The organism is Nocardia sp. NPDC020380 (assembly GCF_044386975.1).
Classification (GTDB): Bacteria; Actinomycetota; Actinomycetes; order Mycobacteriales; family Mycobacteriaceae; genus Nocardia.
Genome location: NZ_JBIRVQ010000007.1, coordinates 321,104 through 345,663, shown reverse-complemented (window position 1 = coordinate 345,663; position 24,560 = coordinate 321,104). Strand labels below are relative to the sequence as shown.

Genomic DNA, 24,560 nt, shown 5'->3' with positions numbered 1-24,560 from the left:
ATCACCTCCTGTGGACTGTGAACGGCCCACGGGCTGTCCGTGGGCAGGAGGGTTCGTTGCGTCAGCAACTGGACAAGGCTACATGAAGGCCGGTTGAGCAGCGAAATCGGGTGCAACGGGCCCGTGTGATCGAATGCCGCGTCGCGTTGAGCGCGCCGACACGCCGGAGCGCCCCCTACTGTGGTGGCCATGTCGCAGCGACTGGCCGCCGGAATCACTTCCCTGATGGTGTGCTCGGTCACGCTGCTTTTCGCCTACGCCAACAAACTGCGGTGTGCGGCAGCCCCGTTCGACGAATTCGGCCGCAGCACCATCTTCGATTCGGTGAAGGATTCCTCGGTCTGCTACTCGGATATCCAGTTCCTGTGGCTGGGCCGGGGCATCGACGACCACATCTTTCCGTATATATCGGGCGGCATCACCCCCGATGGCCAGCTGACCGGCGGCGCCGTGGAGTACCCGGTGCTGAGCGGCCTGCTCATGTGGATCGGCGCGGTGGGCGCGCACAATGACGCCGCGTTCCTGCTGCACACGGCGATCCTGCTGGCTCCGTTCGCGCTGGTGACCGCCTATCTGCTGGGCAAGATGGCCGGTAAGGCGGCGTTGCTGTGGTCGGCGGGATCGCCGCTGGTGCTCTACGCCTTCCACAATTGGGAACTGCCTGTCGTCTGCACGGCCGTCGGCGCGTTCTACATCGTCACCATGATGCCCCGATATTCGTTGCGGCAGCGCGGAATTGCCGCGGCGATCCTGCTGGGCATCGGCTTCTGTCTCAAGCTGTATCCGGGCATATTCGTCCTGCCCTTGCTGATTCACGTACTGCTCGGCGAGGAAAACGAATTCGGCAGTGCGGCAAGGCGGCACAGTCTGCCGCGCCACTACGACGTGCGCGGCGCACTCGCCGTGGCCGGCGCCGCGATAGGCACCGTGGTGGCGATCAATCTCCCGTTCGCCGTGGCCGGATTCGAGGGCTGGCGCGCCTCCATCGTGTTCCAGGAATTGCGCCACGCCGACATCACCACGAATTCCATTTGGTACTGGGGATTACGGCCGCTGTTCGGTGGCACGCCGGCCGCCGAGCGCAGCTTCCAGGACGTGGTGTCGGTGGCGTCACCGCTGCTGATCCTGGCCTCGTTCGCGCTGGCGGCCTGGCTCGGCTGGCGGCGGTACCAGGTCACCGGCGTGTATCCGTGGGTCGGCGCCAGCGGCGCCATGCTGTGCGGATTCCTGTTGTTCCACAAGGTGCATTCGCCGCAGTACACGCTGTGGCTGATCCCGTTCCTGGTGCTGCTGGAAGTGCCGTGGTCGCTGATCGGCGGCTATCTGCTGGCCGACGCGGCCATCGGCATCGGGGTCTTCCGGTACTTCTACGCGCTCGGCAGCGGCTACAACGCGAGCGTGGAGCAGAACATCGTGCAGTTCGGCGTGTGGGGGCGCGCCGTCCTGCTGCTGGTGTTCTTCTTCCTCTTCGTTCGGGCGCGCATGCGCTGGGCGGACGCGCTAGGTGTTCCGGGCGCGGAAAGCCGCACTCTTGGCGCGGTTTCCGCAGATCCCCATATCGCACCACCGGCGCGAACCGCCGCGTGAGGTGTCGATGTAGAGGCGGGTACACGCCTCTCGTTCGCATTCCTTGATCCGGGCGCGGTCGGGTCCGCCGAACAGTTCGACGGCCGAGCGGGCGATGGCGGCCAGCGCGGAATCGATTGTGCCGGTGCGGTGTACGTGACCGGGCGCGGTCAGCACGACTTCCGGCAGTGTGCCGCGGGCGATCTCGTTGACCAGTGCGAGGTCCGCCTCGGCGAACGGCGCGCCGCCCAATAGCGCCAGCGCCATGCGGTAGGTGCCCTCGCGGAGTTCGGTCGCGCGGTCCAGGTCACCGGGCGTGCAGTCGGGCGCGGTGTCGAGCAGTCCCGCGGCGACGGTCCATCCCCCGAGGTCGTCGGGTGTTTTCAGCCGGTTCTCGTAGTAGTCGCGGCGTCCCTCCACCGTGCCGATGAAGTTGAGCGCCAGGTTGCCGCTGACCCAGAGGTGGGCGTCGTCGAAGGTGGACACGGTGGTCATAGTAACCCCCTTGACAGGTTATGTGGACGAGTGCCATCGTAGTAACCACTTAAGGCGGTTAGCAAGGAGATGATCATGAACAACCGGCTCATGGAGGTAGCGGGCCCGCCGGCCCTCATCCTCATGTGGAGCAGCGCCTTCATCGCCGGCATCATCGGGGTCGGTTCGGCCGCGCCCATGCTGGTGCTCTTCGTGCGCTTCGGCATCGCGGCCCTGATACTCACCGCGTACGCGCTGCTGACCCGCGCCGCCTGGCCGCGCCGAAAGACGCTGGCGCACACCGCGATCGCGGGCCTGCTCATGCAGATGGTGCAGTTCGGCGGGTTCTACACCGCCATGCACGAGCACGTCAGCGCCGCGGTGATCTCGCTCATGCAGGGCCTCAGCCCGCTCGTCATCGCCGTATTCGCCGGTGCCCTGGGCGAATCCGTCACCCTGCGGCAGTGGCTGGGCTTCGGCGTCGGCGGAGTGGGCGTGGGCCTGGCCGTGGTGGACCACCGATCCACGTTCTCGCTGATCGGGCTGCTGCTGTGCGCGGTCGGGCTGCTGGGCCTGAGCATCGGCACCGTGTACCAGAAGCACTTCACCCCGCAGCTCGATCCGCGGACAGGCACGGCCCTGCATGTGGCAATCAGCGCGCCCTTCGCCGGTCTGCTGGCACTGCTGGGCGGCAATCTGCACATCGCCGATCCGGCGCGCTTCGCCGGCTCGATGGTGTGGATGGTGCTGATCAATTCCATCGGCGCGTTCCTGCTGCTGAACACCATGTTGCAGCGCTGGGACACCACCCGGGTGAGCCGCCTGTTCTTCGCCATCCCGGCGGTCACCGCGGTACTGGCCTGGCTGGTCATCGCACAGCCGTTGCACCCGTTGACGATTGCGGGCCTGGCGGTCGGTGTGGTCGGCATGGTGCTCGCCTCGCGGCGGACCCGCACCGAGGTGCAGGGCGAATCCGGGCCGGTGGCAGCCGAAGCCGTGGCGGAGGCGATCGAACCGGAGAGCTTCCTCATCGAGCGGGTGACCCCCGCTCGCGCCTGAAACCGGAACGACCGCGCCCGGCACGCATTTCGCGTGCCGGGCGCGGTCGTTTGTGCAAGTGCCTCAGCCGCTCACGGCCGCACCGGGTTTCAGCCGATCACGGCCGTGTGGGGTGCGTGGTCCTCCGCGTCGGAATCCCCCGCCGCGCCGTCGCGGCGATTGCGGACAATGCTGGTGAGGAACGCCGCGCCGATGAACGCCACGCCGATCAGGCCGGTGATCACCTCGTTGATGTGAATCCCGATCGAGGCCAGCAGGATCACCGCCAGCGCGCCGATGGCCCAGTGCGCGCCGTGCTCCAGATACACGTACTCCGACAGCGTGCCCTTGCGCACCAGATAAACAGTGATGGACCGGACGAACATGGCGCCGATCAGGCCCAGCCCCAAGGCGATCAGAATCGGGTCGGAGGTGATGGCGAAGGCGCCGATCACCCCGTCGAAGGAGAACGAGGCATCCAGTACTTCCAGGTAGATGAACAGGAAGAACGCCGCCTTGCCGACCGCCTGCACCACACCGGAAGGCCCCGCGGTGGCCTGCCCTTCGGCCTGCTGCTCGGCATTGAACATCGAGCCGAGCCCGTCGACGGTGATGTAGGTGATCACGCCGAGCACGCCGGCCAGCAGCACGGTGGCCACGTCATCGTCGTCCGCGATGGCCTGCGCGGTGACCGCCACCGCCGCCAAGGTGAGTACCACCGAAAGCATTTCGAGCTTGCCGAGCCGCGCCAGCGGGCGCTCGATCCAGCTCAGCCAGGTGATCTCGCGGTCCTCGAGGATGAAGTTGAGGAACAGCAGCAGCAGGAACGCGCCACCGAAGGCCGCGATCTGCGGATGCGCGTCGGTGAGCAGTTTCTCGTAGGAGGAGCTGCCGTCCGGGAAGAGCAGGCCGCCGTCGTCCGGCGGGTTCAGCGCCAGATGCAGGGCCCGCTGCGGGTTCAGTCCGGCGGTGATCCACACGATGGCCAGCGGAAACACCAGGCGCATACCGAAAACGGCGATGAGCACGCCCACGGTGAGGAACAGCCGCTGCCAGAACTCGCTCATGCGTTGCAGCACGCCGGCATTGATGACCGCGTTGTCGAAGGACAACGACACCTCGAGCACGCCGAGGATGGCGCAGACCGCCAGTCCCTTCCAGCCGCCGTACAGCAGCGCGGCCAGCAGCGAGAGCACCGAGACGATGATGGAGAGGCCGAATATACGCACGGCGACCAGGCCTTTCGTTGTGCCGGATCCGATTCGGGTGAAGCTGGTGGAGACAGCGCAGGGGCCCTGCCGAGCCCCTGCGCGCTAGCCGTTCGAATCAGACATTGACGCCGTAGTCGCGGGCAATGCCTGCCAGGCCCGAAGCGTAACCCTGGCCGATGGCGCGGAACTTCCATTCGCTCGCATTGCGGTACAGCTCGCCGAAGACCATGGCGGTTTCGGTGGAGGCGTCCTCGGTGAGGTCGTAGCGGGCGAGTTCGTTGCCGTTGCTGCGGTCGACCACGCGGATGTAGGCGTTGCGGACCTGGCCGAAGCTCTGGCCGCGCTGGTCGGCGTCGTAGATGGAGACCGGGAAGAAGACCGACTCGACGGTGGGGGGCGTATTGGCGAGGTCGATATTGATGACCTCGTCGTCGCCGTCGCCTTCACCGGTGAGGTTGTCGCCGGTGTGCACGATGGTGCCCTCCGGGGACTGCAGATTGTTGAAGAAGACGAAGTGCTTGTCGGACAGCACCTTCTTGTCGCCGCCGGTGGCGATGGCGCTGGCGTCGAGGTCGAAATCGGTTCCGGTGGTGGTGCGGACGTCCCAGCCGAGGCCGACGGCGACCTGCGTCAGGTTCGGGGCCTGCTTGGTGAGTGAAACGTTACCGCCCTTGGACAAACTGACACCCATCTGGGAATCCCTTTCCTTGCAAAGCGTTCGGAGCGTTTCCAGCAACACGGATGACCGATTTGTCCGGTTCCGCTGTAACGACACAGTAGTGGCTCCGGCCGTCGCTGCCCACCGGCAAACCGAAAGCCATCCCCGCTCACCCTGGCACAAATAATCCCATTCGGAAATATTCCGGGTCGCCCACCCGGTGAACGGTCTCCTAACATCGGGGCGTGGCAGGCCGAAAACGCGGATGGTTCCGGACACCCCCGAACAACGAATGGGTGCAACAGGCCCGGCAGGCGCTCACCGCGGCCTTCCTCGACATGGACCGGCGGCAGAGCATCGCAGAAACCGCCGTCACCGCCTCCGCACAACTGTTCCCCGAACGCGGCGTGACCGCCGAATGGACGCCCGTACGCGCCCGCTGCTACGACGCCGCTGGCGCCTACCTGGCCCTCGGTGAACGCCTCGATCAGGCCGAACACCATGGCGGCAGCGTGCCGCAACCCGAAATCGACACGCAGATCCGGCGTCTCGCCGACGCGGCGCGCGGCGTGGACGAGTTCTATCACCGCCACCGCGCGCACCTCGAACACGCGGTCGCGGTGTACGGGTCGGTGCCGCAACTGGTTACCCAGGCCCGCACCGCCGCACGGCAGGCCAGGCAGGCGGCCGACGCGTCCCCGCACGCGCGATATCCGTCGATCCGGCGCTGCGCGGCCGCCGTGGACGAGGCGCTCGTCACACTCGAGGCCGCTGTTTCCGCGGACGCGACCGCCGCCGCACGCGACGCCGCCACCCTCCTGGACACCCGCACTCGCGAACTGTCCACGGCCCTCGAAGACGCTCCGGGCAAACAGCATTCGGCCGAGAACACGCTGGCCTCCGCGACCACGCGACTCGATGCCGCCCGGCATCGGCTGCAGCGCATCGGACCCGCCATGTCCGCGCTGCTGCGCGAATTCAATGCGGCCTCCTCGTCCGATTTGTCCAATAATGAGCGGCACGCCCGGCACGCCATCGACGCCGCCGATGCCGAACTCACCCGGGCACGTACCGCCCTGCGGCACCACGACCCGGAGCAAGCCCTGGACCTCACCACCACCGCGCGCGGCCAGCTCGCCACCGCCGAGCAACACGCCGACGCCGTCACCGACCGCCTCGCGCTGCTGCGCGCGGTCCGCGAGCAACCGCAGGAACGCGCCGCGGCCGTCCGCTTCAAACTCCGCGACGCCCAGATGCTCGCCGTCAACAACGGACTGGTCCCGCAATGGGGTTCGGTGCTCGACGGCCAGGTCGAACGCCTCGGCCGTGTCACCGGCGGCCTCACCGGGCCGCACCCGGACTACTGGGCCTACATGTCCGAACTCGACACCATCGCGGCCTTCGTCGCGGGCGTGGTCGAGCGCATGCGAAATACCGACAGATAAACCGAAAGCCCAGGAGGACCGGGGGACCGATGACCGCGATTGTCAGCACCTATCCGGAAGTCACCCGAGTCTCACTGCGCAAACACCTGCCGCTGCGGCACTTCCGGCACGTGCCCGGACCCGAGATCCGGCGGCTCTTCCACCGGCAACCCGAACCCTTCGGCGACACCCGCGACCGCGAACTCCTCGCCATGGCGCTGGGCGCCACGCTGTACGTGCCCGCCACCCGGCCAGGGCTGACCGAGACCATCGTCCGGCGTGCGCACAGCGGGGTGTGCTCGATGGTGATCGACCTCGAGGATGCCGTCGCGGACCATGAACTGGCACAGGCAAAACGGCGCGCCGCGGACACGCTGGCGGAACTCGGGGCGGGGCATGAACCGTACCCGCTGTTGTTCGTCAGGGTGCGAGATCCCGGAACCGTGCGCGAAATCGTGAATCGGCTGGGCGCGGACACCAAGGCGCTCACCGGATTCGTCTTCCCGAAATTCGACAGTTCCTGCGCCGCCGACTATCTCGACGCGCTCGACACCGCATGCAGGAGACTCGGCCGCACCGTCTACGGCATGCCGGTACTGGAATCACCCGCCCTGGTACACCGGCAGACCCGCGACCACGAACTGCACACCATCGCGCGACTGCTCACCGCCCACCGCGACCGCGTGCTCGCCGTGCGTATCGGCGCCACCGATATGTGCTCCACCTTCGGAATCCGCCGCGACAGCGAACGCACCATCTACGACGTGCGCGTGGTGGCCGACGTCATCGCCGACATCGTCAACTACCTCGGGCGCAGCGACGGCAGCGGATTCACCATCACCGGACCGGTCTGGGAGTACTTCGACGTCGACGGACTGCTGCGCGAGGCAGCGCTGGACCGCGCCAACGGAATCCAGGGCAAGACCGTCATCCACCCCGCCCAGGTGGCGGTCGTGCACGCGCTGTCCGTGGTGACGCTCGAGGAGTACTCGGACGCCCTCGACATCCTCGGCACCGATGCCGGCGGGGTCGCGGCCTCCGAGTACCGCAACAAGATGAACGAAATGCGGCCACACCGCAGCTGGGCGCGGCGAACACTGCTGCGCGCCCGCCTCTTCGGCGTCGCCGACCGCGGCGTCTCACTCACCGATCTGATGAAAGTGCTGGTGGAACAGTGACCGTCGTGCCCTGGGCGACACGCCGCTTCGGACTCGGGCTACGGCACCGGAATTCGTTCGTGTACGAGCACGGTCAGAATTCTGGGCACGAGCACCGCCAGAGCCCGGTGCACGAGCACGGCCAGAGTTCCGTCCATGAGCACGGCCAGAGTTCCGTGCAGGAGCACAAGGAATCGTCCGTGCGCGACGTCTATCCGGATGCGGGTGAGCAAGGCTGGGCCGTACCGCATCTCGTCCAGCCCGGACTGCGCCAGAACCCACGTCGTGCGCACCTGCTGGTCTCCACGGTGCTCGGCAAGCACCTGCCCACCGACCCGCACCTCGTTCTCGACGCGGGCAATCGGCTCGGCGACCTGGTCCGCGCGGCCCTCACCGAATCCACCGGCGCCGATACCTCCGCGGTCGTGGTGCTCGGCTTCGCGGAAACCGCCACCGGACTCGGCCACTGCGTCGCGGCCCGCATCGGCGCCCGCTGCTACCTGCACTCCACCCGCCGCGACGTGCGCACCGCCGAAACCCTCGCCGGCTTCGAGGAAGGCCACTCGCACGCCACCTCCCACCTGCTGCAACCCGCCCCCGCCGGCATCTTCCGCAACCGGCTACCCATGGTGCTGGTCGACGACGAGATCTCCACCGGGGCAACCGCCCTCGAAGCCATCGCCGCTCTGCACGCCGACACCCCGCGCCCGCACTACATCCTGGCCTCCCTGGTGGACATGCGCACGGATGCCGACCGCGCCGCCTTCACCAGCCTCGCCCGCGAACTCGGTATACGCATCGACACGGTATGCCTGGCCACCGGCCGCACCGAGCTACCCACCGACCTGATCGAATCCGTTGCGGCCCTGCCGGACCCGCCCTACAACCCGATCGCGGCCACACGCGGCCACACCGCTCGCATCGAACTACCCTGGCCGCCCGGCGTTCCCGAGGGCGGCCGGCACGGCATCCTCGATGCCGACACCCCCGCCTTCGAATCCGCCCTCACCACAGCCACCGTCACCCTCCGTCGCGAACTGTCGGCGCTCCCCTGGCCGGGCTTCACACCGGAAGACCGCCGCCCGGTCATCGTGCTCGGGCACGAGGAACTCATGTATCTGCCGCTGCGGCTGGCAGCGGCGTTGGCGGACAGGGGAATCCCGACCCGCTATCAGACCACCACTCGCTCGCCGGCATATGTGATCGACGAGCCGGGGTACCCACTGCGGCGCGGATTCCGTTTCACCGCACCGGAACCCGGCGAGACCGCACCGCGCTACCTGTACAACGCGCAGTGGCCGGAATCCGGCGCAGCTGAGCCGATACTGCTGGTCGTCCTCGATACACCGGCCGACACCGAACGCCTCACCGGGGAGGGCGGCCTGGTCGATGTGCTGACCGCCGCCGGCGCGGATGTCGTCCTCGCGGTGTTGCCCGGCGCAGACCCGTGTGTGTTGACCAGCGCACGGGTCGAGTTGGAGCCGTCGTCGGATGGACGTACGCGCCGGTCTCGTTCGCTGCCGGAACCGTTGCGGGGGCCGGGGTTCGGGTCGTATGCGGCGGATGAGGTGGGGTGGTTGTTGCAGGAGCTTTCCGGGGTCGAGCTGGAAGGTGATGTGGGGGAGCGGGAACGGCGGATTCAGGCCGGGGTGGCGCATTACGCGGAGTCACTGCCGATCGAGTATCAGCCGGATGGCGCGTATCAGGAGTTGTTCGAGCGGGTGCTGGCGGACAGTGCGGAGCGGCTGGCCTTGGCGGTGGCCACCGTTTCCGAACTGGTGGTGAGTGAACGGGGGGAGGACATTGTGCTGGTGTCGCTGGCGCGGGCGGGGACACCGGTCGGGATTCTGATGCGGCGGTGGCTGGGGACGCGTGGGGTGCGGGTGCCGCATTATGCGATGTCCATCGTGCGGGATCGGGGGATCGACACCGTGGCCTTGGATTACCTGGCGCGGCAGCATGATCCGGCGCGGATCGTCTTCGTGGACGGGTGGACCGGTAAGGGAGCGATCACTCGGGAACTTGTCTCCGCGTTGGACGATTATCACGCGGCGGGCGGTGCGCGCTTCGAAGTCGATCTCGCGGTGCTTGCCGATCCCGGCGGGTGCGTGCGCACCTACGGCACTCGCGATGATTTCCTGATCGCCTCCGCCTGCCTCAATTCGACAGTCTCCGGATTGATTTCGCGGACCGTGCTGAACGATGCGCTGATCGGGCCGGGGGAGTTCCACGGTGCGAAGTTCTATCGGGAGCTCGCACCTGACGATGTCTCCAACCACCTGCTCGACGCGGTCACCGCCCGCTTCGACGACATTCGCACCCGAGTCCCGGCCGCGGTCGCCGCCCTGCGCGCCGCGGATCGCACACCGACGTGGGCGGGCTGGGAATCGGTGGAGCGGGTGCGGGCGGAATACGGTCTCGCGAGCGTCAACCTCGTGAAACCCGGTGTGGGCGAGACGACCCGGGTGTTGTTGCGCCGCATCCCGTGGCGGGTGCTGGTGCGCGAGGCGGAGGCGCCCGAGCACGCCCATATCCGGCTGCTGGCGGCGGCCCGCGGCGTGCCCGTCGAGGTCGTGCCCGAGCTGGCGTATGCATGTATGGGGCTGATCAAGACAATGGGGGAGTAGTGGACGGGACGTCGCATCGGGAAACACTGATCGCAACCGATCTCGATCGGACAATGATCTATTCGCGGTCCGCCGCCGGACCGGATGCGGTCTGCGTCGAGTACCTCGACGGTGGTGCGCTGTCGTTCATGACCGCTGCGGCGGCGGATCGGCTGTCTGCCCTCGCCGCCGCTGCCATCGTGGTGCCGGCGACCACTCGAACCGTGCGGCAATTCAACAGGATTCGGCTGCCCGGCAGGCCATGGAGGTATGCCGTCACCACCAATGGCGGCAATATCCTCGACAACGGCCGACCCGATCGGCATTGGCGTACCGGCCTCGATGCCGAAGTACGCGCGAGCGGCGCGACGCTATCCCAGGTGAATGCCGAATTGTGCAGTCGCATAAGCGATTCGTTCGTGCAACGATTCCGGGTCGCGGATCATCTGTTCCCGTACCTGGTCGTGGACCCGGCAGCTCTACCGCCCGAATTCTTACCCGAATGGGATGCCTGGTGCCGCCCGCGCGGGTGGTCGGCCTCCCGGCAGGGGCGCAAGATCTACACCATGCCGGTCGCGGTCTGTAAGAGCCGGGCCGTAACGGAAGTTCGCCGCCGCCTGACGGATTCGGGCGAACTCGCGCCTAACGCCCGGCTGGTCGCGGCCGGGGACGGTGCGCTGGACGCCGCAATGCTGCGTTCCGCGGACGCCGCCATCCGGCCCCTCCACGGTGAACTCGAAGAGCTCGCCTGGACCCACCCGAATCTCACGGTTACCGGCGCCTCCGGCATCGGGGCGAGTGAAGAGATCCTGGACTGGTTCGAGAAGTTCCGTCAACTGCCGGCCGGGCGGAGTCCCGCGAGGATCGGATCCACCAGATCCGCGCTGCGCCGCACCTCGACCTCGGGCGCGCCCAGCAGGAAGCGGTAATACACGGGCCCATACAGCATTTCGACCATGGTGCGGGTGGGCAGGTCGGCGCGGATCTGACCGGCCGCGATACCCAGGCTCAAGCGATCCTGGCAGCGGCCGATGCGGGGTTCGACGATGATCTCGCGGACCGCCGCCGCAATGCGCGGATCGGTCTGCGCCTCGGCGATGACGCCGCGGTAGATCGGGCCGACATCGCCGGTGAGCAGCCGGGCCAGGCCACCGATCTGGGTTTTCAGGTCGGCGGTGATATCTCCGGTGTCGGGGAACTCGGTGTCCGGGCCCATCTTCTCGTTGAGCGCGTCGAGGGCGACGGCCGCCTTGGACGGCCACCAGCGGTAGATGGTCTGTTTGCCGACGCCGGCCGCGGCGGCGATGGCCTCCACGGTGACTTTGGCGTAGCCCTTGCGGACGGCGAGGTCGAAGGTCGCGTCCAGGATCGCGCGGTGGGCGCGCTGACTGCGCAATTCCGGGTTCGGGGTAGTGGCCACGAGCCGAGCCTACCCGACAATGAGACGGTCCGTCTCGTCTTGACGAGCGCTCGGGCCACCTATATGTTGGGAGACGAGACGGACCGTCTTGTTGGATCACCACCTGCTGAACCCGCAGAAAGGGTCGATCATGACCGCCGCAGTCACCCCCGCCGACACCCGCTACCGCCGTGGCCTGGAACTGCTCACCACCGTCGGCGGCGCCGCGGGGGCGGGCTTCGAGAACGGACTCGCCGATATCGCACCCGGACTCGCCCGGCTCACCGTCGAATTCGCCTACGGGGATGTCTACGACCGCCCCGGCCTCACCCTGGCGCAGCGGCAGCTCATCAATGTGGCGGCGCTGACCGCCATGGGCACCGCGGCCCCGCAGCTCCGCTTCCATATCGACGGCGCGCTGAACGTCGGCGTCACCCCGGCCGAGATCGTCGAAACCATCATCCACATGAGCGTCTACGCCGGAATCCCCGCCGCGCTCAATGGCATTGCCGCCGCCAAGCTCGCCTTCGCCGACCACACCGACCTCGCCGATCCGGTCACGACCGTGGCCGAACCGGGCGACGAAACCGCCCGCGAGCGGTACGAGCGGGGGCTCGAGGCGCTCGGCCGCATCGACGGCGAAGCGGGCGAACAGGTCATCGCCTTCACCCAGGTCATCGCACCCGACCTGGGCCGCTACATCATCGAATTCGCCTTCGCCGACGTCTACTCCCGCCCGGTCCTCGATCTGAAGACCCGCGAACTCGCCACCGTCGCCGCCTGCACCGCCCTCGGCACCGCCGCACCCCAGCTCCGGGTGCACCTACACAGTCTGCTCAATGTCGGCGGCACCCGCGAGGAAGCCGTCGAAGCCATCACCCAGATGGCCGTCTACGCCGGATTCCCCGCCGCCCTCAACGGAATCACCGCCGCCCGCGAGGTTTTCGCCGCCCGCGACGCCGAGGCCGCCGCGCACTGACTCGACCCAACTGGAGTGCAAAGCCGCCCCACGGGAGCGCAAGGCCGAAAGTCGTGGTGCGCCGCGGACTTTCAGCGCCTCACCGACGTGGCCTCCGCCCTCAGTGCCCGGTTGTCAGAGCCGCGATGCGCGCGAGCGCGGCCTGCGCATCCGGTCCCGAGGCGGTGACCTCCAACTGCTGTCCGGGCATGACACCCAGCGTCAGCACCCTGGTCAGACTCTCCGCGGGCACCGGACCCGCATCGGTGGTCGCATTCCGCAGCGTCACCACGGCGTCGAGATCCCGCAGCCCGGCGACCAATTCGGCCGCCGGTCGCGCATGCAGGCCATGCTCGTTGCGCACCTCGAAAACAGCCACCACAACCTCGGGTGCGGCGGGTCCGGCCGCCGAATCCCGCAGTGGTGCAGGCGTTTCACCCAGCTGGGCACGCTTGGCGTCCAGGGCACGATCTGCTTCGCCCGCGACCTTCTCCAGGTCCGCACCGCCACCGGCCGCGGCCAGCGCGGCGACCAAACCCTCCACCAGCGGTGCGGCGCACAGGCGGACGGTGTGCGGGGTATCCAGCAGGTCCAGTGCCGTTTCGGCGGACAGCACCGCGCTGCCGAGATCCATCAGCACCAGGACGCCGTCGCCGGTGTCGGCGGCGGCAATCGCCTCGGCGACCGCTACCGCGTCGGTGCCGAGCGTGTTCTCGTCCAGGCCCGCCGCGATCTGCACGCGGACCGGTTGCTCCGGCAGCAGTTCGATGGCCAGTGCGACCGCCGCCCGCGCCAGCGCCTGGCTGTGCGACACCACGACCAGGCCGATCATTGCCGCACTCCCGCGGTCATTGCAGTGCCTCACGCGCCGCGATGACCAGCAGGGTGGCGCTGGTAGCGCCCGGGTCCTGGTGTCCCACACTGCGTTCGGCGAGGTAGGAGGCGCGGCCCTTGCGGGCGAGCATGGGGGTGGTGGCGTCCCGGGCGGATTCGGCGGCGGTGACGGCGGCCTCGAGGGCTTCCTCGGGAGAGGCGCCTCCGGCGGCCTGCTTGTCGAGCACATCCGCGACGGGCGACAGGACGTCGACCATGGTCTTGTCGCCGAGTTCGGCCTTGCCGCGCGCCAGGACGCCGTCCAGGCCGGCACGGAAGGCGCGCGCGAAATCGGTGATATCCGAACCTGTTCCGATGGCCGCGGCGAAACGCAGGAAGAACGTGCCGTACAGGGGTCCGGCCGCGCCGCCGACCGAGCGGATCAGCACCATGGCCGTCTGCTTGCTCACCTCGCCCGGTGTCGCGTCCGAATCCGGCAGTGCCGCAACGGCCGCCGCCGTCCCGCGTTGCATATTGGTGCCGTGATCCGCATCGCCGATCGCCGCGTCCAGCGCGGTCAGTTCTTCGGCGTGCGCGTCGATCAGCGCCCCGAATCCGCGCACCCACGCGCGCAGGTCCACCGCCGCCATCAGATGCCCCACCGCAGTGCGGGCGTACGCACCGGCGCGTCCCACAGCGTCGTGAGTTCGTCGTCCAACCTGGTCAAAGTCACCGAGCAGCCTGCCATTTCGAGTGAGGTGATGTAAGGGCCGACCAGGGAGCGTTCGATGGTCACCCCGTGTCCGTGCAGAATTCGCGCCACCTCGTCGAACATGAGGTACAGCTCCAGCAGCGGCGTGCCGCCCATCCCGTTCACGAAGCAGAGCACCCGATCGCCCTGCGCGAACGGCAGATCCGCGAGTATCGGCTCCAGCAGCATGGCCGCGATCTCCCGGGCCGGTGCGAGCGGCACCCGGCGGCGGCCCGGTTCGCCGTGGATGCCGATGCCGATCTCCATCTCGTCGTCACCGAGTTCGAAGGTGGGGTGCCCGACCGCGGGCACCGTGCACGAGGTCAGCGCCACGCCCATGCTGCGGGATTGCTCGTTCACTCGGGTCGCGATCTCGGCCACCGCCGCCAGCGGCCGGCCCTGTTCGGCGGCGGCCCCGGCCATCTTCTCCAGGATCACGGTCGCGCCGACTCCGCGCCGGCCGGCCGTGTACAGGCTGTCCTGCACGGCCACATCGTCGTTCACCACCACCGACCGCACCTCGGTCCCGGTCTCGGCGGTGGCGAGTTCGGCGGCCATGTCGAAGTTCATGACATCGCCGGTGTAGTTCTTCACGATGTGCAGCACGCCCGCCCCGGCGTCGACGGCCGCGGTGGCGGCGAGAATCTGATCGGGCACCGGTGAGGTGAAGATCTCGCCCGGGCAGGCCGCGTCCAGCATGCCGAAGCCGACGAAGCCGCCGTGCAGCGGTTCGTGCCCGGACCCGCCGCCGGACACCAGGCCCACCTTCCCCGCGACAGGCGCGTCCGCGCGCACGACAATGCGCTGCTTGACGTCCACCCGCAGTTCCGGATGCGCGGCGGCCATGCCCGCGAGCGCGGCCTCCACCACCTCAGCCGGGTCATTGATCAGCTTCTTCACCGAATACTCCCGTCGGCAGGCCGGTTCCGATCCTCTGAGCCAGACTCGCATTCCCGGACCGGGCATGTCGCCGAATTCGGGCTTATTGACGCGGCGGGCCGGTCACACCGCCGGCTGTTCCGGCGCACCGTCCTCCAGCGAGCGGGCCAGTTCGATATCGGTGACCAGCTGCACCATCAGATCGCGCAACTCGCAGTCCGGCAGATGATGGGCGGCGAACTCGAACGGCTCCGACACGTCCAGCCCGCCCTGGGTGGCCGCCAGGATCACCCACGGAATGCCGACCTCGGCCACGCCCAGCCGCTCCCGCACCAGATCGGTGGTGTCGTCGATCAACTCGGTGCGGCGGGTGACGGCGATGGTCATCTCCTCGTCGAGCTCGTGCCGGCGCGCCTCCAGGACACCGAGATCCGCGCCGAACTCCTGCTCGACGGTGGTGCGCACCGAACCGTCCTCGAACACCTGGAAGCCCTCGTCGACCGCGGTGGTGCCCAGCCGGATCTCGGCCTCGGCCAGTTCGGGCAGGGTGCGCAGGCAATCCAGCACCGCGTCCAGGGCAGCCACCAGGCGGTCCCGAATATCGCGGCGGCGCAGCAACTCCCGCTCGGCGTCCTCGCGTTCGGCGAGCGCCTGCTCCACCGCACGGCCGATCTGGAAGGCCATGGCCGTGGATTCGGGCGCCCAGCCGCCCGCGGGCGGCAGCTCGTCCTCCCGGGGCGTGATGGAGTCGAGAAAGCCGTTCACGGCGTCGAGCAGGCCCTGTAACTGCTCGCGGGACACGGCGGGGTGGCGGAAGGCGCGCAGGTACTGCTCGTGTGCTTCCGCGGGCTGGACCTCACCGTCGCTCACTCCGCCGATCCTGCCATGACCGAGTGGCGGACCCGCGCAATGACAGCAAACTGTTAGCGTGCCTTCCGAGTGACGGGCGCTCCACGGGCGCGCCCGAGGTGTCGCCCGGTTCTCGTAAAGTGGCAACGACAGCATCGACAAGCGAAGGGGGAGACCTTGTCCGGAGCATTGGTGAAGGGGCAGAACGGGCCCCTGAACGTATCCGACCTGGTGGTCACCACACAGATCGCGGCGCCCGCCGATCTTTCGGCGCTGCTGGTCACGGCAAACGGCACCGTGCGGTCCGATGCCGACTTCGTGTTCTTCAATCAGCCCAGCGGGCCCGGCGTCAATCTGCATCCCGGACCCGACGGGCGGCCCGCGGCGCTGGTCATCTCACTGGGGTCGGTGCCCCCGGAGATCCAGGGGATCCGCGCCGTCATCACCCTCGACGACACCGTCGTCCCGAACTTCGGGCAGATCGCCCCGCCGACCGCCATCGTGGCGGACCTGAGCGGGGACGTGCTGTACGAGTACCGGACCGAAGGGCTCACCACCGAATCCGTGATCATCGCGCTGGAACTGTATCGGCGACAGGGCGATTGGAACGTGCGCGCGGTCGGTCAGGGCTATGCGAACGGATTCGCCGCGCTGGTCGCCGATCACGGGGTGCAGATCAACCAGACCCCCGCCGCGCCGTCCACCGCGTACGCGCAGCCCGCGCCGCCCGACTTCGCGCCCCCCGCAACGGGATACGCGGAGCCCGCACCGGGATACGCGGCGCCCGGCTATCCGCCGCCCGCTCAGCAGTACCCCGCCGGGGGCGGGTCTCCGTCGCAGGGCGGCTTTCTCGACGATCAGGACCTGCCCGGCAGTCACGCGGTCAGCCTCGTCAAGGGGCAGCGGATCAACCTGCGCAAGGCCGGTGGCGAACCACTCAGCTACGTGCGCATGGGGGTCGGCTGGGATCCGGTGTCGCGCGGCGGCATGTTCGGCGGCAAGGCGCCGGATATCGACCTCGACGCCTCGGTGGTGCTGTACTCCGATATGAGCCCCGTGGACGTCGTCTACTACAGCAGCCTCACGTCCAAGGACGGGTCCATCCGGCATCAGGGCGACAACCTCACCGGTGAAGGGAACGGCGACGACGAGGTCATCGTCGTCGACCTCACCCGCATCCCCGCCTATGTGACCGCGCTGCTGTTCATCGTGACCTCCTACAAGGGCCACACCTTCGAGCAGATCTCGAATGCGTACTGCCGCTTGGTCGACGGCGCCACCAATACCGAATTGGCCCGCTTCACCTTCACCGGCGGCATGCCGTACACCGGCATGGTGCTGGCCAAGGTGTACCGCAGTGGCACCGGCGAGGACTGGAAGATGGAGGCCATCGGCGAGAGCTTCCAGGCCGCGCATCCGAGCGATGCCGTGCCCCAGCTGGGACGATTCCTCAACTAGGACAACGGCTCTCCAGGACTCGGCTAGGGGACGGGTTCCAGTGTCCGTGGCTGCAGCACCCGCGGCAGCCACGGCAGCTGCGGATCGGGGGACCGGTCCAGCACACCGCCGAGCGGATCGTCCACGCCGTCGCGGCGCACCGGATCCTCCGCCGGGCGGTAGATCTGGCGGATCACCAGGACGCACAGCCCGAGCACCGCGAGATCACGCAGCAGCACGGCGCCCGTGAACCACTGCTCCGGCAGGCCCTTCCGCTCCACGCCGAGGTAATAGAACATGCGCGGCACCCACACCAGCGCGTCGATCGCCATCCACGCCAACAGGATCCGGCGCTGCGGCAGGGCCAGCACGGCCAGTGGCACCAGCCACAGCGAATACTGCGGGCTCCACACCTTGTTGGTCAGCAGGAATGCCGCCACCACCAGGAACAGCAACTGCGCCAGCCGCGGTCGCCGCGCCGCCGTCAGGCCGATCCAGGCGATGCCCGCGCACGCCGCCACGAACAACACCAGGGACACCGCGTTCAGCGTCGTCGGCGTCTGTTCGGGGGTCAGCGTGCCGTCGAACCCCTTCCAGCCGGTGAACGACGTGATCACGTTGTAGATCGAATCCGGGTCGGCGTGCCGGACGGTATTGAGGCGGAAGAACTCTCGCCAACCCGTCGAATACAGCGCCGCGATGGGCGCGTTCACGGCCAGCCAGGTCACCGCCGCCGCGGCGACCGTCGCCCCCGCCGCGCGCAGCGGGCGCAATCCGCCCCACAGTGGCACGTCCTCGCCCTGCCGGTCCGCCCGCAGGCACAGAATGACGATCGGGCCGAGCAGCAGCAGCGGATACAGCTTCGCCGCACCACCCAGCCCCAGCAATATCCCCGCCAGCACCGGCCGCCGCCGCGCCCACGCCAGCAGCCCGCAGGCCGCGAAAGCCGTTGCGAGCGCGTCGAAGTTGGTGAAGGCGTGCACCAGCACCAGCGGCGACAAGGCCACTAGCGCGCCGTCCCACACCCGGCGGCCCGCCGACAGCGCGGTGGCCCAGATGGTCACCAGCCACGCCAGCGCCAGCCCGACCGCCACCACATCGAAGTAGATGACAACCTCGAGCCCGCCCGGCAGCGGAGAAGCCTTCCACGCCTTGGCGATTCCCATGGCCGCGTACTGGTACAGGCCCGACAGCACCGGATACTCCATGTACCGGACCTGCGGCTTACCGTCCGGGCCGATCTCGGTCCACTGCTTCTTGTACGGGAACGCGCCCTCGTTGAGGTGTTCCGCGCCGTACAGCGGCACGACGTCCGAATAGCACATGGCCGTGTACTGGCGTCCGTTGTTCCAGTCCAGTCCCAGTACGCCATTGGCGTCCGGACGCTGCTGGATGCAGCCCATCTTGCCGAACCAGCTCAAGGCCAGGAACAGCACGCCGAAGGCGAACAGCACCCGCATCGGCGTCCAGAAACGCACCCGGCCGATCACCGCGTGATCGCCCACCGGGCCGCCGAACGGATCGCACAGCTGGGCGGTCAGGGTATCGGTGCGGCTGGGCTTGTCGCGGTCGTCCAGCGACCGCAGATCATCGGCCAGCGGCGCGGGCGATACATACCGGTCGGTGGCCCGGCGTTCTCGCGGCGCACCGGGCCGCGGCGAAGTCGGCTGTCCGCCATCATCTTCGGATCCGTCGGTCTCCGCTGTCTCCGGCATGCGACCGCCCCCTGTCTCCAGCGCGCGACCGGCCGACTCGCCTGTGGCGACCGGCCGGTGCGCCAGCTCCTCCTCGATCACGGCACGAGGCTACCGATTGCGCGGTGAGCCGTTACCGTTCCCGTAGCCATTCCCATTGCCGTTACCGTCGCCGGTCCCATTGCCGTTGCCGTATCCGTTGTTGGATGTCGTCGACGGGGCGGTGGTGGCCGGCCCGCCGTCGGCCGGCGCGACCGGCTGGCCGGGCAGCGGACCACCGCCGTCACCCTGGTTCTGATTCTGGTTCTGCGGCTGCTGCCGCTGGTTCTGCGGGTTCGGCGCCAGACCCGGCACCGGGATGGTGATACCCGGGAGGATCTCCACCTGACTCTGCGTGATCACCGGCGGCGCGACGGGCACGTTCGAGGTCGACGGTGCCGTGTACGGCGCCGTCCAGGACGGCACACCGGCCTGTCCGGCGATGGGCGCCGGCTTCGGGAAGCTCTCGTTCGGAGTGCCCTCCAGCGCGCCGTCCATGGTCTTCTTCCAGATGTCGGCGGGCAGGCCGGCGCCATAGATCTCGCCGCCGTTCGCATTGCGCAGTGCCTCACCCTGATCGGTGCCGACCCAGACCGCGGTCGACAGGGACGGCGTGTAGCCGACGAACCAGGCGTCACGGTTCTCGTCGCTGTCGTCGAGCTGGTTGGTACCACTCTTGGTGGCGCTCAGGCGGCCGCCGGCCAGCTGATGCCGGTTCGAGTACTGCGCGATCGGCTCCATGGCGGCGGTCACGTTGTCGGCCACGGCGGCCGACACCTTCTGCTCGCCTGCCACGGTGCCGCGGTCCAGCAGCACGGTGCCATCGGAGGCGACGACCTTCTGCACGAAGTGCGGTGCGTGGAAGACGCCTGAGGCGGCGAGCGTGGCGTACGCGGACGCCATGTCCAGCGGGCGCACCGGGTACTGGCCCAGCACGATGCCGTTGTTGGGGCCGTTGCCGTCCTTCTCGGTGAGGGACTTGCCCACGCCCGGAATGGTTTCCGGAATGCCCAGCCGATGCGCCATGTCCGCGATCTTCTGCGGGCCGTTGCCCGGCATGTCGAGCATCATGCGATAGAAGCTGGTGTTCAGCGACATCTTCAGCGCCTGGGCGATGGTGCAGGAGGTACCGCAATTCTCGCCGGCCACGTTGGTGATCTTGATGCCGTTCACCGTCACCGGCGACGAGTCGTACAACGTCGACAGCGGCTTGCCCAGCTCCAGGTTCTCGGCCAGGCCGAACACCTTGAACGAGGAACCCGGCGGCAGACCGGAATTGGCGTAGTCGAGGCCGTAACCGTCGGTGCCGCCGTAATAGGCCTTCACCGCACCGGTTTTCGGGTCCACCGACACCGCGGCGGTCCGCAGCTTGTCCGGTTCGCCGTCCATCACCTTGGTGGCCGCGTCCACGACCGCCTGCTGCGCCTTCGGATCGATAGTGGTGGTGATCTGCAGGCCCTCGGTGTTCAACTCGGTCTCGGAGATGCCCGCGGCCTCGAGTTCCTTGATCACCTGGGTCTTGATCAGGCCCTCGGGGCCCGCGTCCAGGGTCTTGTCCTGCTGCGCCTGCGCGGCCGGAATCACGTCCGGGTACTGCATGTTCGCGCGATCCGTGGCGGACAGGTTGCCGCCGGACACCATGCCGTCCAGCACATAGTTCCAGCGCGACTTGGCACCCGTCGGGTTCTTCTCCGGGTCCAGGTTCGACGGCTGCTGAATGGTCGCCGCGAGCATCGCGCCCTCGGCCACGGTCAGATCCGGCACCTTCTTGTTGAAGTACGCCTTGGCCGCCGCGTCGATACCATATGCGCCGCGGCCGAAGTAGATGGTGTTCAGGTACGCGGTGAGGATCTGGTCCTTGGACCACTGCCGCGCCATCTTCGCGGACATGACCAGCTCCTTGACCTTTCGGGTCAACGAGTGCTCATTACCGACCAGCGCGTTCTTCACGTACTGCTGAGTGATCGTGGAACCACCACCCGCGTCCGCCACACCGGTCAGGTTGCGGTACAGCGCGCGGGCGAAGCCCTGGATCGAGAAACCCGGATTGGTATAGAACGTGCGGTCTTCCGCGGCGATCACGGCATTGCGCACCTGCGGCGGAATCTGATCGATGCTCACATCGGACCGGTTGCCCTCCGGCGGAACGACTTTCGCCAGCACCGTGGTGCCGTCGCTGTCGAATATCGTGGCCACCTGATTGGTCTTCAGGTCGGCCGGCTGCGGCACGGTCGTCGCCGAATACGAGACCAGGAACAGGGTGCTGGGCACGATGAGCAGCAAGGCGATACCGACGTAGCAGATGCGCCGGATGATGCGCCACACATTGCGCTTGCTCCCGGCGCCGCGGCCCGGACCGCCCTTACCGCCGCCGGAACCGCCGCCCGGCCGCCGCGGGGGCGGACCCGAGGGCGTACCGGGCTGGGCGCGCCGCTCCGGCGAGCCGTTCGCGCCTGACAGCTGGCGGGTGCGGTCGTCGGCGGTGCGGCTCGCGGTGCCCGCGCCCGCGCGTACCGCGCGGTCGGAAATACGCTGCGTGCGATCGGAAACCGCCGCGCGCTGAATATGATCCGGCACCGCCTGCCGCGAACCGGTGTTCACCTTCTGGGTGGCATCGGGATCGGCCGGCCGCGGCGCACCGGGACGACGCGGGGGCGCTCCGGCGCCCGGCGCCGGTCTGCTGCCCTGCGGCGCCGGCCCACGCGGCGGCTGACCGTTCGGACCCCGGGGCGGTAGGCCGCCACCGGGGACGGGACCGCGCCCCGATCCGCCCGGACCCTGTCCGGGCCGGGGTGCGCCACCACCCTGCGGCTGCCGTGCGCCGGGCGGCGGGCCTGCCGGTCGAGGCGGGGGGTAGCCGCCGGGGCCGGGTTGCGAACCGCCTCGGGGGCGGCCGCCGTGCGGTCCGTCGTCATAGGGCGCTGTCACAGCCTGGATCTCCAATAACTACTCGATACGGTCCGCCCAGGGAGGCGGCGGCGCTGGCTCGATGCGGTCACGGGCACCGCGGCGGGCAGGCTCCTGCCCGTGAATCAGCAGTCGACGTGGCCTTTCACTCGGCGGCCGTGCGACGGGTGCCGCTACGGCGGCGGCCCGTCGGTGCCGGGGTCATGCCCAGCACATAGGACTGCACCAGATGATTCCAACTGCAGGTCCGGCACACCTCGACCACATGCACCGAGAACTCTTCACGAGACTCGGCCAGCCGGACCAGTTCCTCAGGTGTGCGCGCGGAGCCGGCGATGGGCCCGAGCCCGTCACCGTAGACCCACGATACGAGAGTCAACTGCTCTTTCCTGCAGATAGGGCATGTGACCTCGCTCCCCCGACCGTGGAACTTCGCCGCACGCAACAGGTACGGGTTCGCATCGCATACTTCCGCGACGTCCACCCGTCCCGCGTAGACGTCGGCCAGCAGCGACCGGCGCCTCAGCGCATAGTCCACTACCTGCCGCTGTATTCGCACGCGACCCAGAGTACTTGCGGCCACCCACCGCCCGCACGCCCCCGATCGACTCTCAGGGTTCTCCTACACCCCCGGATGGTCGTTCGCGCGACGTAAGTGCGCGCGAAATATATCGGCGCGATATAGTTTGGAACTGCATCCATCGGTTAGGTCTGAAAAGAAGGTCAGGGGGTGAGGCCCGGTGCTCGAGTTGGCAATCCTCGGGCTGCTCCTGGAATCACCGATGCACGGCTACGAGCTGCGGAAGCGGCTCACCGGCCTGCTCGGACCGTTCCGAGCGTTCTCGTACGGGTCGCTGTACCCCGCGTTGCGAAGAATGCAGGCGGACGGCCTGATTGCCGAGGAAAGTCCGCAAGGTCTGGCCACGCGCCGGGCGCGACGGGTCTACAACCTGACCGACTCCGGCCGGGAAAGATTCGCCGAACTACTCGCCGATACCGGGCCCCAGAACTACACCGACGACGGCTTCGGCGTTCACCTGGCCTTCTTCGGCCGCACTCCTGCGGAAGCGAGGATGCGAATCCTGGAGGGGCGGCGGCGGCAGGTCGAAGAACGCCGAGAAGGACTGCGGGAGGCCGTGAAACGCGCCAGCGGGCAATTGGACCGCTATACCCGCCAGCTCCATCAACTCGGTCTCGAATCAAGCGAGCGCGAAGTGCGCTGGCTCAACGAGTTGATTGCCGCAGAGCAATCGACGAAGGCGTCACCACAGAAAGAGGGAAATATCGGCCATGAGTGACATCGACAAGGCTGGCGCCACCGAAGTACGGGTGGCCATCGTTGGTGTGGGTAACTGCGCATCGTCGCTGGTCCAGGGCGTGCAGTACTACAAGGACGCGGACGAGAACGCGACTGTTCCGGGCCTCATGCACGTCAAGTTCGGTCCCTACCACGTGCGCGATGTGAAGTTCGTCGCCGCGTTCGACGTGGATGCGAAGAAGGTCGGTTTCGACCTTTCCGACGCGATCTTCGCGAGCGAGAACAACACCATCAAGATCTCCGATGTGCCGCCGAGTGGCCTTACGGTGCAGCGCGGTCCGACCCTCGACGGTATCGGCAAGTACTACGCGCAGACCATCGAGCTCTCCGATGCCGAGCCGGTCGATGTGGTGCAGGCGCTGAAGGATGCCAAGGTCGACGTCCTGGTCTCCTACCTTCCGGTCGGTTCGGATGAGGCCGACAAGTTCTACGCGCAGTGCGCCATCGACGCGGGCGTCGCGTTCGTCAACGCGCTGCCGGTGTTCATCGCCTCCGACCCGGTGTGGGCGCAGAAGTTCGTGGACGCGGGCGTCCCGATCGTCGGCGACGACATCAAGTCCCAGGTCGGCGCGACCATCACGCACCGCGTCATGGCCAAGCTGTTCGAGGACCGCGGCGTCACGCTGGACCGCACCTACCAGCTGAACGTCGGCGGCAACATGGACTTCAAGAACATGCTCGAGCGGGAGCGGCTGGAGTCCAAGAAGGTTTCCAAGACCCAGGCCGTCACCTCCAACCTCGAGGGCCCGCTGGCCGGCAAGGTGCACGACCGCAACGTGCACATCGGCCCGTCGGACTACGTCGAGTGGCTCGACGACCGCAAGTGGGCCTACGTCCGGCTCGAGGGTCGCGCCTTCGGCGACGTGCCGCTGAACCTGGAGTACAAGCTCGAGGTCTGGGACTCCCCGAACTCGGCCGGCATCATCATCGACGCCGTCCGCGCGGCCAAGATCGCCAAGGACCGCGGCATCGGCGGCCCCGTCCTCCCGGCCTCCGCCTACCTGATGAAGTCCCCGCCGAAGCAGCTCGCCGACGACATCGCTCGCCAGCAGCTGGAAGCCTTCATCATCGGAGCGGATTAACCCACTCCCGGGACCCGCGGCTCCACCTCCCTGCGCCGGGGTGAACCCCTGAAACCCCGAAGACAAGGTGATGTGGCGGCCCCGAAACCGCGAAAGTGGTTCGGGTGAGCTCTGAATCCTGACGAGGTGGGTCTCGCTCGGCTGTGGGCCCCGGGAGAGGTTGGGCGCGAGCCCAGCTCGGCCTCCCGCAATGAGTAGGGCGGCCCCGCGATCGAATCGCGGGGCCGCCCTTGGCGTTTCATCCCCCGAATTGCGTCCGGCCCGCGAATTCTTTCGCGGGCCGGGCTGGTTTGCGGTTCG

The 24,560-nt window shown here is 68.1% G+C and carries 21 protein-coding genes; 10 read left to right on the top strand and 11 right to left on the bottom strand.

Going from position 1 to position 24,560, the window contains the following annotated elements:
* Nucleotides 1-189: 189 nt before the first annotated feature.
* Entirely contained in the window at nt 190-1,587 is a 1,398-nt protein-coding gene (locus ACH438_RS21220; protein WP_397007695.1) for a glycosyltransferase family 87 protein, read from the top strand.
* On the opposite strand, the gene ACH438_RS21215 is transcribed toward ACH438_RS21220, so the two are convergent.
* Nucleotides 1,501-2,061, bottom strand: a complete 561-nt coding sequence (locus ACH438_RS21215; RefSeq protein ID WP_397007693.1) for a CGNR zinc finger domain-containing protein — start codon at nt 2,059-2,061, stop codon at nt 1,501-1,503. The two genes, ACH438_RS21220 and ACH438_RS21215, sit on opposite strands and share 87 nt — an antisense overlap.
* Before the next feature lie 75 nt (nt 2,062-2,136).
* Between ACH438_RS21215 and ACH438_RS21210 the strand changes: the two genes are divergently transcribed.
* Entirely contained in the window at nt 2,137-3,099 is a 963-nt protein-coding gene (locus tag ACH438_RS21210; protein ID WP_397007691.1) for a DMT family transporter, read from the top strand.
* Between the two features lie 89 nt (nt 3,100-3,188).
* Here ACH438_RS21210 and ACH438_RS21205 read toward each other — a convergent pair whose 3' ends face one another.
* Nucleotides 3,189-4,316 (bottom strand): DUF475 domain-containing protein, encoded by a 1,128-nt coding sequence (locus ACH438_RS21205; RefSeq protein WP_397008226.1) that lies wholly within the window; start codon nt 4,314-4,316, stop codon nt 3,189-3,191.
* An 88-nt stretch (nt 4,317-4,404) separates the two neighbouring features.
* Nucleotides 4,405-4,980 carry a TerD family protein gene (locus tag ACH438_RS21200; protein WP_397007689.1) on the bottom strand — a complete coding sequence of 192 codons (576 nt, stop codon included), beginning with the start codon at nt 4,978-4,980 and terminating at the stop codon, nt 4,405-4,407.
* Nucleotides 4,981-5,192: 212 nt separating this feature from the next.
* Between ACH438_RS21200 and ACH438_RS21195 the strand changes: the two genes are divergently transcribed.
* The 4 genes from ACH438_RS21195 to ACH438_RS21180 all read left to right on the top strand — a co-directional run bounded on the left by ACH438_RS21195 (nt 5,193) and on the right by ACH438_RS21180 (nt 11,063).
* Entirely contained in the window at nt 5,193-6,392 is a 1,200-nt protein-coding gene (locus ACH438_RS21195; RefSeq protein WP_397007687.1) for a hypothetical protein, read from the top strand.
* Between the two features lie 92 nt (nt 6,393-6,484).
* The gene (locus tag ACH438_RS21190; RefSeq protein WP_397008224.1) at nt 6,485-7,549 is read left to right on the top strand and encodes an HpcH/HpaI aldolase/citrate lyase family protein; all 1,065 of its coding nucleotides are present in this window, start codon (nt 6,485-6,487) and stop codon (nt 7,547-7,549) included.
* 179 nt (nt 7,550-7,728) lie between these two features.
* Nucleotides 7,729-10,155 (top strand): phosphoribosyltransferase, encoded by a 2,427-nt coding sequence (locus tag ACH438_RS21185; protein ID WP_397008222.1) that lies wholly within the window; start codon nt 7,729-7,731, stop codon nt 10,153-10,155.
* A gap of 53 nt (nt 10,156-10,208) precedes the next feature.
* Nucleotides 10,209-11,063: an HAD family hydrolase gene (locus ACH438_RS21180; RefSeq protein WP_397007685.1), complete on the top strand. Its 855-nt coding sequence runs from the start codon at nt 10,209-10,211 to the stop codon at nt 11,061-11,063.
* Here ACH438_RS21180 and ACH438_RS21175 read toward each other — a convergent pair.
* On the bottom strand, nt 10,967-11,554 hold the full coding sequence (locus ACH438_RS21175; protein ID WP_397007683.1) for a TetR/AcrR family transcriptional regulator: 588 nt from the start codon (nt 11,552-11,554) through the stop codon (nt 10,967-10,969). The genes ACH438_RS21180 and ACH438_RS21175 overlap by 97 nt on opposite strands.
* A gap of 130 nt (nt 11,555-11,684) precedes the next feature.
* Here ACH438_RS21175 and ACH438_RS21170 point away from each other — a divergent pair, with 130 nt between their 5' ends.
* Nucleotides 11,685-12,512 (top strand): carboxymuconolactone decarboxylase family protein, encoded by an 828-nt coding sequence (locus ACH438_RS21170; RefSeq protein ID WP_397007681.1) that lies wholly within the window; start codon nt 11,685-11,687, stop codon nt 12,510-12,512.
* Nucleotides 12,513-12,612: 100 nt separating this feature from the next.
* On the opposite strand, the gene dhaM is transcribed toward ACH438_RS21170, so the two are convergent.
* The 4 genes from dhaM to ACH438_RS21150 form a co-directional block, all read right to left on the bottom strand.
* Nucleotides 12,613-13,323 (bottom strand): dihydroxyacetone kinase phosphoryl donor subunit DhaM, encoded by a 711-nt coding sequence (gene dhaM / locus ACH438_RS21165; RefSeq protein WP_397007679.1) that lies wholly within the window; start codon nt 13,321-13,323, stop codon nt 12,613-12,615.
* A 16-nt stretch (nt 13,324-13,339) separates the two neighbouring features.
* On the bottom strand, nt 13,340-13,954 hold the full coding sequence (dhaL, locus tag ACH438_RS21160) for a dihydroxyacetone kinase subunit DhaL (RefSeq protein WP_397007677.1): 615 nt from the start codon (nt 13,952-13,954) through the stop codon (nt 13,340-13,342).
* Complete coding sequence (gene dhaK / locus ACH438_RS21155) at nt 13,954-14,955, bottom strand: dihydroxyacetone kinase subunit DhaK (RefSeq protein ID WP_397007675.1); 1,002 nt, start codon at nt 14,953-14,955, stop codon at nt 13,954-13,956. Before dhaK ends, dhaL begins: the two co-directional genes overlap by 1 nt.
* Before the next feature lie 102 nt (nt 14,956-15,057).
* Complete coding sequence (locus ACH438_RS21150) at nt 15,058-15,804, bottom strand: hypothetical protein (protein WP_397007673.1); 747 nt, start codon at nt 15,802-15,804, stop codon at nt 15,058-15,060.
* 156 nt (nt 15,805-15,960) lie between these two features.
* On the opposite strand from ACH438_RS21150, the gene ACH438_RS21145 reads away from it, so the two are divergent.
* Complete coding sequence (locus tag ACH438_RS21145) at nt 15,961-17,241, top strand: TerD family protein (RefSeq protein WP_397007671.1); 1,281 nt, start codon at nt 15,961-15,963, stop codon at nt 17,239-17,241.
* Between the two features lie 23 nt (nt 17,242-17,264).
* Here ACH438_RS21145 and ACH438_RS21140 read toward each other — a convergent pair whose 3' ends face one another.
* The 3 genes from ACH438_RS21140 to ACH438_RS21130 form a co-directional block, all read right to left on the bottom strand.
* On the bottom strand, nt 17,265-18,935 hold the full coding sequence (locus tag ACH438_RS21140) for a glycosyltransferase family 87 protein (RefSeq protein ID WP_397008220.1): 1,671 nt from the start codon (nt 18,933-18,935) through the stop codon (nt 17,265-17,267).
* Between the two features lie 90 nt (nt 18,936-19,025).
* A complete protein-coding gene (locus tag ACH438_RS21135; RefSeq protein WP_397008218.1) occupies nt 19,026-21,413 on the bottom strand; it encodes a transglycosylase domain-containing protein in 2,388 nt (795 codons plus the stop codon).
* 592 nt (nt 21,414-22,005) lie between these two features.
* On the bottom strand, nt 22,006-22,419 hold the full coding sequence (locus tag ACH438_RS21130) for a DUF5318 domain-containing protein (protein ID WP_397007669.1): 414 nt from the start codon (nt 22,417-22,419) through the stop codon (nt 22,006-22,008).
* 181 nt (nt 22,420-22,600) lie between these two features.
* Here ACH438_RS21130 and ACH438_RS21125 point away from each other — a divergent pair, with 181 nt between their 5' ends.
* Entirely contained in the window at nt 22,601-23,158 is a 558-nt protein-coding gene (locus ACH438_RS21125) for a PadR family transcriptional regulator (protein ID WP_397007667.1), read from the top strand.
* Nucleotides 23,151-24,260, top strand: a complete 1,110-nt coding sequence (locus tag ACH438_RS21120; protein ID WP_397007665.1) for an inositol-3-phosphate synthase — start codon at nt 23,151-23,153, stop codon at nt 24,258-24,260. The genes ACH438_RS21125 and ACH438_RS21120 overlap by 8 nt, the downstream gene beginning before the upstream one ends.
* The last annotated feature ends 300 nt before the right edge of the window (nt 24,261-24,560 follow it).

What these genes read in the sequence shown, in the direction of transcription:
- ACH438_RS21220 (WP_397007695.1), top strand. Translation starts at nt 190, where the DNA reads ATGTCGCAGCGACTGGCCGCCGGAATCACTTCCCTGATGGTGTGCTCG.
- ACH438_RS21215 (WP_397007693.1), bottom strand. Translation starts at nt 2,061, where the DNA reads ATGACCACCGTGTCCACCTTCGACGACGCCCACCTCTGGGTCAGCGGC.
- ACH438_RS21210 (WP_397007691.1), top strand. Translation starts at nt 2,137, where the DNA reads ATGAACAACCGGCTCATGGAGGTAGCGGGCCCGCCGGCCCTCATCCTC.
- ACH438_RS21200 (WP_397007689.1), bottom strand. Translation starts at nt 4,980, where the DNA reads ATGGGTGTCAGTTTGTCCAAGGGCGGTAACGTTTCACTCACCAAGCAG.
- ACH438_RS21180 (WP_397007685.1), top strand. Translation starts at nt 10,209, where the DNA reads ATGATCTATTCGCGGTCCGCCGCCGGACCGGATGCGGTCTGCGTCGAG.
- ACH438_RS21170 (WP_397007681.1), top strand. Translation starts at nt 11,685, where the DNA reads ATGACCGCCGCAGTCACCCCCGCCGACACCCGCTACCGCCGTGGCCTG.
- dhaM (WP_397007679.1), bottom strand. Translation starts at nt 13,323, where the DNA reads ATGATCGGCCTGGTCGTGGTGTCGCACAGCCAGGCGCTGGCGCGGGCG.
- dhaL (WP_397007677.1), bottom strand. Translation starts at nt 13,954, where the DNA reads ATGGCGGCGGTGGACCTGCGCGCGTGGGTGCGCGGATTCGGGGCGCTG.
- ACH438_RS21140 (WP_397008220.1), bottom strand. Translation starts at nt 18,935, where the DNA reads ATGCCGGAGACAGCGGAGACCGACGGATCCGAAGATGATGGCGGACAG.
- ACH438_RS21120 (WP_397007665.1), top strand. Translation starts at nt 23,151, where the DNA reads ATGAGTGACATCGACAAGGCTGGCGCCACCGAAGTACGGGTGGCCATC.